The organism is Aeromonas sp. s6 (assembly GCF_040907815.1).
Lineage (GTDB): Bacteria > Pseudomonadota > Gammaproteobacteria > Enterobacterales > Aeromonadaceae > Aeromonas > Aeromonas caviae.
The window spans coordinates 1-8,056 of sequence record NZ_JBFOCN010000098.1 but is presented as its reverse complement, the minus strand read 5'-3'; the positions used below and the strand labels follow the sequence as shown (position 1 = coordinate 8,056).

Here is an 8,056-nt window from a genome sequence, read left to right as displayed (position 1 = left end):
TAAAACGGCTCGATGACTTCCACCATGTTTTGCCATGGCAGAATCTGCTCCATGCGGGACAAGAAAATCTCTTTTCTGGTCTGACGGCGCTTACTGCTGAATTCACTGTCGGCGAAGGTAAGTTGATGACTCATGATGAACCCTGTTCCATGGCTCCAGATGACAAACATGATCTCATATCAGGGACTTGTTCGCACCTTCCCTAACATCAGAACTACAGCAGAAAAGTGCTTATCTGGGCTGGAATGGCCATATGTGGTTAGTTGGCAGTGGAGGAAGTTTTAACCCTTGTCTTTTTCTAAAGGTAACTCTTGAGAAAGATGGCGCTCTCCGTTGTATCAGTTCCTCGTTTGGAAAAAGTTCCTCGTCCAAAATTTGCCTATCCTACGAGCCTAGGAAACCATCACCTGCAGGTGATGGTTTTTGGATTTGACCCCATTGAGTGGTGTGGCACAGGCTCAGATTTGCTGGCGTATTACTCACCCCGATATCGTAGTAGTTGCGCAGTTGGATCACTTGCAGACAAGCATTCAGAATGATCTGACTCAAGATATTCAGAATGAACTGGAACTGGTTCGTCAGGGCTTGCAGCATAAAGAGCAGGAATTGGCTAATTATGATCAATTGCTGACTCGTCTTGGCACGATGTAATTTGGGGTCTTTGATTGGAAAAGGCTCCCGCCATGGCGGGAGCCTTTCTTGTTTAGTTTTCTTTGCCGGATGTGATGAGTGCAGGGAGTGCCACTAGTGTGGCAGCACTTGAAGATCCGCACTCTTGAGCTTGAAGGTGCAGCCTTGCTGGATGAGCTCCTCCCGGTTGGCCAGCACCAGCGGGTAGAGCAGGGGATGGCTCTCATGCTCGTCGTTATAGCTGACTTGCATTCGCTCCAGTGCGTAGTGCATCAGGGGGATCCGCTGGGTGAGCTGAAGACAACCATCAGTCATGGCGTAGTCGCTGCCTATAATGGCTTGTTGCCCTTCACTGAGGCTTGGGTTGGGGATAACCACGGCGGTGACCTGGGTGTTCCACTCCAGATCCTGATCCCGGCCATGTGGAGAGGCGTCCAACAGTTCCGGCTCTGCGCGAAAGCGGCTCATCACAAAATCCAGATATTCCCCTTTCTTCTCGCAATAGGCGCGTACATGCCAGCGGATCCCGTCATAGACCAGGGTATGGGGTACGATATTGCGACCGCTCTGCTCCTCTGAGCTGAGCGAGACATAGTCCACATCCACCCGTAATTGCCCTCGAGCCGCCTGCACCAGGCCGCGCACGATTTTCGGATCGATATGGCGGTTTGGCACATCCAGGATCTCTATGTGGCCGTAGCGCAGGTCCATCAAGGGGAGAGTCAGGATCCCTGATTCGTGCTGACGCTGATATTGCTTCTCCCGGTGCAGCAGCATCAAGTATTCACCCAGCTTGCCTTCACTAAAGCGGGGGGCAAATTGCTCGGTGGGCTTGTATCCCTTCAGACTTTTGTCATAGACGAGCCCTTCTGGCGAGTAGTGGGCCAGGTAGTGGTTGATATCCCGTGAGGCCTGTTGGCGGCCGATGTTGAAGGCCGTCATCAGGTGATTGGTCGTCAGCCTGCCCTCCCACTGCAACACGATCTCCAGCAGACGAAAACGCAGGGTCTGATCCCAGGTGAGCTCTTTGGGTGCCATATGTGCTCCAAAATGCGACATGTGTATGTAACCAGTATCGTCATGAGTATACAGGCTACATATAATGAGTCCATCAAAAGCGGCGTCAAGGGAGTATGTCATGAATGGCAAGCCGGTTATCACCTACCCGTGTCAATCCTTGTGCCCTGCGCCATTGAGGGGAATGGTCGCCACAGCCAAAGGCGCCCTGCTTATGGCTGGCTACTTCAACCGTTCGAGCCCACAGCGTCCAGGCAGCAGCAAACAGAAGGTTCTCTGATACCCCCAACGCGCTAATGCCAGCAGTGCCACTACCTGAGCTACCGGGTGGTGTGTCAGCAACGGCATGACTCATTTCAAACGCCATCGTCACTGAGGTTCTATGAATTCAACGCTGATATCGGGTCAGTCGGCCATGCCGCTGATCAAGGGGATCTGTTGCCTGTTGCCAGCCGAGCAGGCGGGCGAACTTGCTACCCTGATCGCAGAAGAACAGGGTCGGTTGGGCGCTGTGCCATTGAAGGAAACCGGGGGATCGCGTCCCTGTACTGAACTGTGCAGAGTGGCACGTTTGGCTTTGCATATTGATCGGCATCGCTTGGATCGCACGGCTCTGCCCATCTATCAAGGGCGGGAGCAACTCATGGCAGGGGCCGCCGCATTGCTGGATGACGATATGACGCTTGCATGTGGTGATGCCATGCGGTTACTGGCATTGCAACTCGACAAGCTGCTGAGGGGAAGCCGTGGCAGCGCACAGGCCAAACTGGACGGACTCACCCTCAGTGCGATGGAGCAGAGGGCGTTGGCCGCTCAGTCCCCCAACACCGGTGCTGTGGTGCGGGGGAGCTGGCGTCGAAAGTCACGTAATCAACTTGGCCGAGGCAATTGGCTCGATGTGGTCGAAGCGGCGCTCTGGTGTTTCTGGCACAGCGACACCCTGCAAGAGGGCGAAGCCCTGCTTGGAGCGCTGCTGGGCGCAGATATCCGGGTTCGCATTGTCTATGGCATGTTAGCGGGGGCCTTTTACCTGGCAGATTCATCCGAGATGCGTCCCCCGCAGGTATCGAACTAACCCGCTATTTCCACCACTGGATAACAGGCGTCCCCCCACAGGGTTTGTGGGTGGGACATCATCAGCGCGATGATCACCGGGGTCAGCTTGCCTAACAGGTTTGCACAATCTTTAAGCTGCTTGCGATTGACCGAACCATTCCAGGTGGCGCCGCCATGCATCAGTTGATTCCGCAGGGTGTAGAGACGGTTAAATACGACCCCCAGCAACTGGGGGGTATTGCCGCTAGCCAGCGCCTGGGACGCCATTCTCTTGCCCTGTGCCAGCCGTTCCTTCCACTGTGTTTCACTTATCTTGCCGCTGTGAAAATCCCAGAAACTCTGCAGTACAACAGGCGTATCCAGCAAGATACGGATACTTCCCGAAAACTCCTGCCACACGAGCTGCTCGATCTGCCTGTGCTCATCCAGCTCGCACAGTTTTTCCAGAAAGGATTTAAAGGTTTCCTGCTCCGACAAGCGGCGATTGTCATCGATTTCGGTGGCATAGGCAGCGTTGAACGCAATCCAGAGAAAAATGAAGCGGCCATCTTCATCTTCTGCCATCTCTGCCCGCTGCAGCCAGCTCAATGCGCGATGCACACGCAACTTTAGGTTGGCAGGTGAGTGTTCACGCAGCGCCCGGTGACGAGTTTTCAACTGTTCAAAATTCAATGACGATCTCCTTCTCAATCAGATGAATAGCTAGCTTCTGTAACCATGACCCCAGCACACGGCATCTCTGCGACCTCAACGGGCTTGTGACGAACTGGCTGGAATAGCAAGGGGTAATAACAGCGGTTACTTTCGGATGACATCCTTCAGCTTAGCGATGGTCAGATCCACCAGGGTGGCCGGCGCTTGTTCAGGTGGTGCATGGTTACACTCGGGGCATGTTTCGAACCAGCTATGGCCGCGTACCAGTACGTCACTCTTGGGGGCAACCGTCTTGTGCCAGCCGCATTGAGGGCAGCGAAATGTCGTCGGGGGCGGGGGAATTGGCATGGCATTCCTCAAACTAAAACAAGTTCCATTTTGGTCCAGCATACCATACCTGAATCTTGATGAGTGTCGCTGTTCTCACAGATCTTAACGAGGTATAGCGCCTGCCTGAAAATACGACATGTGCAAAATCCCAGTATCGAAGCAGCCAGGGGGGATGGGTATAGTCAAGCTGACTTCCTCCACCTAAGGGAGGAGTTGGATGATGAACGGTCAAACTTGCTTACCGGGAGCTGTGCGCCGGGTATTGTTGGTGGCGCTGCAGCTCGGGCTATTGCCCCTGGCGGTGCTGGCAGCCAGTTGCACCTATCGGGAAGATGCATTGGGCAATACTCGTTATCAGTGTGACGATGGCAAGCGCGGTGCCTAGCGCGAGAATGCGTTCGGCAATATCAAAGACTCTGGCATCGGCATCACTTGGTGCAAAGACAGCTTCGGGAATCTGCGCGCTTCTGATGGCACCGTTTGCCGCACCAACTCCCAGGGTCTTCTCAGGTGTGATGTGCAGAGCACACCACCAACCTTGTTTGAGGGTGACTGACATCATTATTGGCAATCGAACTGGCTTCAAAGACCTGGTATGAGTGGATACGCGACAAGGTGGTTGTTTCGGGTGAGGAAAGGGAGGGGGGCGTATGGAATTGCGATATGAAATTCAGGAAATTGGTACCAGCTTGTTGGTCGAAAACTGGCAGGCGGGGCTGCGCTGCCTCAGCCAGAGTGCAGGAAGTGCGGAATATCAGGATGCCCATCTGCCGCTGCCACTCTCCCATCTACCAGATCATTTTCTGGCCGGCATACCCGATGAGCTAAAGGGGGCGGCAGCCCCTTATGGCGAGCTGGCCTTGCGGCTCTTGTCGTTGGCACGACAGCATGCGTCTTGTGCCGAGCTGCTCAAACTCAGGCCCATCTTGCTGTTTTTGGCGGCGCTATATTGGCCGCAAGACAATTTACCCATCGTGAAACACGCAGCCTGTGGGCAGCGTGCGTTGTTGCACGCTATGGGGTTGGCGCCGCGCCGCAGTTTGCTCCGTTTTCTTGACCGCCTGCGGCTCAATCTTGCCATCGAATGGCAGCGTGATTATCTACGGCTCTTTCTATATGAGGAACCCGAGGCCTATCTGGCCCTGCGTCATGAGCCGAGAATTGGCCCCGTGCAGCTGTTCCTGCTGTTTCATGCGCCCGAGCTTACCGGCAGCGTACTGATCCGCTCGTTACCACATCATGATGACGGTGGGTTATGGCTCAGTCGTCTACTCGACCCGCTCAACCCTGCCCTAGCGTTGGCTCGAGCGGGGCGCTTTCCTGGCGACTGGCAGGCGTTGCGGAATATGGCGGATCTGACAGAGGTTGCAGCTACGGTCCTGAAGGTGGAGCAGGCAGATGATAGATCTCGCCAGTTTCAGTATCTGTGTGAGCGACTCAAGCTGGACGAACGGCACCCTTTGCCGGACTCAGCCCAGCGACTACGCCATCTGCAAACGCCCTGGTTACAGCAGGTGGCGAGTTGGCCAGAGCTGGATGCTGCCTGCGCACGAATGAACTCGCGCAGATGCGAACTTTGGTCACTGACCATGTTGAATGACATCTTGCGTGGACGGCAGGCGCTGTTTCGGCTCTGCTCGCCTCGGCGGAAGAAAACGCTTTGTTGGGTACGGATGTCGCTTGCGCAATCCGCCCCCGATCAACCTGCGTTCACTGCCTTGATTGAGGTCACAGGCCCCAAGGTGGGGCGGGTGTCCCGCTACTGGGTGCGCCGCTTGTATCGCCATCTTTCGACTCACCCCTTAAGCCTGCGGGCTTGATACCCGCCCCCTGAATAGGTCAAGGCCCCGATTGCAGATGCAAACGAGGGATGTGCCTGTTTTTGTTACATGTCTATACGTTCAGTATCGTCCATTGCCCTGGTGCGCGCTTTAATGGGCACCAGAGCGGTCATCTGGCAGCGTCGGTTGGTGAGAGAGGCATATCATGACAGCAATCAAAAAAAGTTCGGCCCTCAATGGGGTTGCGTGCGGGTATCTGTGGCAACTGCTGCGCACCATTCCCTCAGTGTATCCGCAGTTGCGCGAGATGGAGCCCCGCCAACTTGAGCAGTTTGAGCTGAGCCCCCAGGATCTCGCCAGCCGGCAGGCACTGCTGAAGTTGCTCAAGACCCGTGCCGCCGCTCCCAAACCCGTCTGTCTCTGGCACAACTGTGAGTTGCTCGATCGGCAGGTCGGTGAAGACTCGCCACTCAGCCTGGCCCTCTTGCGCTTTATCACTATCTACACCTTGCATCCTGGTCTGCAGCAGATGATTGAAGAGGCCGGTGATGCCGACAGACAGGGTAGCCGCTTGCCGCTGCTGGCGGCGATGATAGGCTATCCGCTAGAGGCACTGCGTCACTACCTCAGCGGTGCCAACTGGATGCGAGAGGTCGCCTTTCTCCATCGTGAGGCGGACTCTTTGTTGGGGGTGAGTATCAACATGGATCTGCTGTTGGCCGAAAAGCTGCTGACCCAGACGCTGGAAAAACCGGTTGAGTTGATCTCCGATGTGCTCGAGGAGATGCCCCCCAGCCAGCTGACGCTGGACGATTACGGCCATATGCAGCTGGGTGCCCTGGTTGAGCATGCTGGCATGCTGGATCAGCAGATGCCGTCAGGCTGGAATGCCCTGCTATGGGGAAAACCGGGCACCGGCAAGACGCAGCTTGCCTGTCTGCTGGCTGGGCTGGCCAACCTGACACTCTACACCTTGCGCAGCGAAGAGGATGCCAACGCCTTTCGCCGAAACGGTATGCAGAGCCGGGTGAGTGAACTGTTGCTGGCCCAGCGCCTGCTTGGACGCAATGGTAGCTGCATGTTGCTGGTCGATGAGGGGGACGATCTCCTGATGAGCGGCACCATCGCCAAAAACAGGCGCCACCAATTGCTGGAAGATAACCCAGTCCCGGTTATCTGGACCACCAATGATGTGGCGAGTATTGATGCCGCCTGTCTGCGCCGCTTCAACTGGTTGCAGCAATTCGAGTTTCCCAATCCCGACACCCGCATCCGCCTGTTTACCAAGGCAGTGCGGGGCCTCGGGATCACCCGGCAGCAGATCGCGCACTGGGCTGAGCGTACCTGGTTGTCACAGGCCGATATCCAGAGAGTGGCCAGTCTGATATGTAGTCTCGGGCTCAAGCGCAAGGATGCCGCAGATGCCATTGAGCACTGGCTGGATCAGCGTGAGCGGGCCTTTAACATCGAGTCGGATGAGTGCCCTGGCAATCCGATTGGCAAAAGGGCAGGGGGAAAATCTCAGACAAAAGAGGCGGCTTGCGCTTACCGGATGGAGGGCGAATTTGACGCAGGACTGCTCAACCTGCGAGGGCGTGACGGCCAGCTCCAGCAGGATATCGATATCGCCGAGCTGATGGTATCACTCAAACAGGCAAGAGAGGGCAGGATCTTGTTGCACGGCTTGCCGGGCACCGGCAAAACGGCGCTGGTTCATCACCTGGGCAAGCAGCTTGGCTGCGAGGTGGTACAGAGGCTGGGATCGGAACTGCTACACAAATATGTGGGTGAATCCGAACAGGCGATGGCGCAGGCATTTGTCGAGGCCAGAGAGCGTAACGCCATCTTGTTTCTCGATGAGGTAGACAGCCTGTTGACGGACCGCCGCAGCCATCACCAGGGCTGGGAAACCAGTCAGGTCAACGAGCTGTTGCAGCAGATTGAGCACTTCGACGGCATGCTGGTGGTGGCAACTAACTTTCTCGATCGTCTCGATACGGCGGTTGCCCGGCGTTTTGACTACCAGCTTGAACTCTGTCCGCTGCTGCCGGCCCAACTCCATGGCGCCCTGGAAGGCTGTGTCGATAAAGCGACCCTGCGCGAGATCGGATCATCCCTGCCCGGTCTGGGGGGCGTGACCCTCGGCGATATCGCGGTTCTCAAGCGCCGCCAGCGCCTGCAAAGGCGCAAGCTTGGAGCTGCCGAGATTCTGGGGATCTTGAAGACGCTGATCGCAGGTCGTGAGCGCGGTAATGCCAGGCCGATAGGCTTTTTGCAGGGCAGCCCGATGGTTTGCCAAGGTTAAACCAATATTGACATGGGGCAAGTGGGCACGCTCTGCTTGCTGCCTCTCAGTTAGGGAAGGTGCGAATAAGCGGGGAAATTCTTCTCGGCTGACTCAGTCATTTCATTTCTTCATGTTTGAGCCGATTTTTTCTCCCGTAAATGCCTTGAATCAGCCTATTTAGACCGTTTCTTCGCCATTTAAGGCGCTATTCCCAGTTTTTAGTGAGATCTCTCCCACTGACGTATCATTTGGTCCGCCCGAAACAGGTTGGCCAGCGTGAATAACATCGCCAGTTGGTTAT

At 55.9% G+C, this 8,056-nt stretch carries 7 protein-coding genes and 1 pseudogene; 5 read left to right on the top strand and 3 right to left on the bottom strand.

Annotated features, from left to right (window positions below; translation table 11 throughout):
• Positions 1-134 (bottom strand): annotated as a pseudogene (locus AB5Y50_RS15975) (IS5/IS1182 family transposase); the annotation flags it as partial.
• Between the two features lie 289 nt (positions 135-423).
• Here AB5Y50_RS15975 and AB5Y50_RS15970 point away from each other — a divergent pair.
• A complete protein-coding gene (locus AB5Y50_RS15970) occupies positions 424-651 on the top strand; it encodes a hypothetical protein (RefSeq protein ID WP_129146646.1) in 228 nt (75 codons plus the stop codon).
• Between the two features lie 93 nt (positions 652-744).
• On the opposite strand, the gene AB5Y50_RS15965 is transcribed toward AB5Y50_RS15970, so the two are convergent.
• Positions 745-1,668 (bottom strand): WYL domain-containing protein, encoded by a 924-nt coding sequence (locus AB5Y50_RS15965; protein WP_041212653.1) that lies wholly within the window; start codon positions 1,666-1,668, stop codon positions 745-747.
• Positions 1,669-2,029: 361 nt separating this feature from the next.
• Here AB5Y50_RS15965 and AB5Y50_RS15960 point away from each other — a divergent pair, with 361 nt between their 5' ends.
• Positions 2,030-2,722, top strand: coding sequence for an ADP-ribosylglycohydrolase (locus AB5Y50_RS15960; RefSeq protein ID WP_234887596.1), 693 nt, complete (start codon positions 2,030-2,032; stop codon positions 2,720-2,722).
• Here AB5Y50_RS15960 and AB5Y50_RS15955 read toward each other — a convergent pair.
• The gene (locus AB5Y50_RS15955; RefSeq protein WP_041212654.1) at positions 2,719-3,375 is read right to left on the bottom strand and encodes a HEPN domain-containing protein; all 657 of its coding nucleotides are present in this window, start codon (positions 3,373-3,375) and stop codon (positions 2,719-2,721) included. The genes AB5Y50_RS15960 and AB5Y50_RS15955 overlap by 4 nt on opposite strands.
• 532 nt (positions 3,376-3,907) lie before the next feature.
• Between AB5Y50_RS15955 and AB5Y50_RS15950 the strand changes: the two genes are divergently transcribed.
• The 3 genes from AB5Y50_RS15950 to AB5Y50_RS15940 all read left to right on the top strand — a co-directional run bounded on the left by AB5Y50_RS15950 (position 3,908) and on the right by AB5Y50_RS15940 (position 7,773).
• On the top strand, positions 3,908-4,072 hold the full coding sequence (locus AB5Y50_RS15950) for a hypothetical protein (RefSeq protein ID WP_232535685.1): 165 nt from the start codon (positions 3,908-3,910) through the stop codon (positions 4,070-4,072).
• 265 nt (positions 4,073-4,337) lie between these two features.
• A complete protein-coding gene (locus AB5Y50_RS15945) occupies positions 4,338-5,507 on the top strand; it encodes a hypothetical protein (protein ID WP_041212656.1) in 1,170 nt (389 codons plus the stop codon).
• Positions 5,508-5,673: 166 nt separating this feature from the next.
• Complete coding sequence (locus AB5Y50_RS15940; RefSeq protein WP_041212657.1) at positions 5,674-7,773, top strand: AAA family ATPase; 2,100 nt, start codon at positions 5,674-5,676, stop codon at positions 7,771-7,773.
• The last annotated feature ends 283 nt before the right edge of the window (positions 7,774-8,056 follow it).

What these genes read in the sequence shown, in the direction of transcription:
- AB5Y50_RS15965 (WP_041212653.1), bottom strand. Translation starts at nt 1,668, where the DNA reads ATGGCACCCAAAGAGCTCACCTGGGATCAGACCCTGCGTTTTCGTCTG.
- AB5Y50_RS15960 (WP_234887596.1), top strand. Translation starts at nt 2,030, where the DNA reads ATGAATTCAACGCTGATATCGGGTCAGTCGGCCATGCCGCTGATCAAG.
- AB5Y50_RS15950 (WP_232535685.1), top strand. Translation starts at nt 3,908, where the DNA reads ATGAACGGTCAAACTTGCTTACCGGGAGCTGTGCGCCGGGTATTGTTG.
- AB5Y50_RS15945 (WP_041212656.1), top strand. Translation starts at nt 4,338, where the DNA reads ATGGAATTGCGATATGAAATTCAGGAAATTGGTACCAGCTTGTTGGTC.
- AB5Y50_RS15940 (WP_041212657.1), top strand. Translation starts at nt 5,674, where the DNA reads ATGACAGCAATCAAAAAAAGTTCGGCCCTCAATGGGGTTGCGTGCGGG.